Source organism: Aquilutibacter rugosus, from assembly GCF_036541335.1.
GTDB lineage: Bacteria > Pseudomonadota > Gammaproteobacteria > Xanthomonadales > Xanthomonadaceae > Aquilutibacter > Aquilutibacter rugosus.
Genome location: NZ_JAZHBO010000005.1, coordinates 1 through 746 on the forward strand (window position 1 = coordinate 1; position 746 = coordinate 746).

General features: G+C 67.2%; 1 protein-coding gene. It reads left to right on the top strand.

What is annotated here, in order from left to right; genetic code table 11:
- Positions 1–746 (top strand): SdrD B-like domain-containing protein (locus V3390_RS10175; RefSeq protein WP_331704360.1); only part of this gene is annotated, 746 nt, incomplete at both ends.

The window sequence follows — 746 nt, forward strand, 5'->3', positions numbered from 1 at the left end:
CGACCAACGTCATCGAGATCGGCAACCTGCCGCTGGCCGGGACCTCCGGTCACGACTTCGGCGAAGTGCTGGGTTCGCTGGCGGGCGTGGTGTTCGAAGACTTCTCCGCGACCTCGGCCAACAACAACAACGGCACCTTCGATGGCGGCGAGAATCCGATCGCCAACGTTAAGCTGACGCTGACCGGCACCGACGTGCTGGGCAACCCGGTGAATGTCAGCGTGCAGACCGATGCGTCCGGCGCCTACGTGTTCCCCGATCTGCTGCCGCCCACCGGCAGCTACACCCTCACCGAGACGCAGCCTGCCGATTACATCGACGGTCGCCACACGCCGGGCAATGCCGCCACGCCGGGCAGTGCGGGCACGCCGAACGTCATCGACGGCATCGCCATCGGCGAGGGCCAGGTGGCGACCGGTTACCTGTTCGGTGAACTCGCCAACGCGATCATCAGCGGCACGGTCTATCTGGACCGCGACAACGATGGCGACCAGGATGCCGGCGAACCGGGCATCCCCGGGGTCACCGTGGTGATCGAAGGCGCAGGCCCCGATGGCGTGTTCGGCACGCCGGACGATCTGCCGCCGGTCACCCTGACCACCGACGCCAACGGCGGCTACAGCTACGCCGGCGGCATCACCGGTCAGAACTACCGGATCGTCGAAACGCAGCGCAGCGGGCTGGCCGACGGCCAGGAGAATCCGACCAACACCATCGCCATCACCAACCTGCCGGCGAGCGGTTCC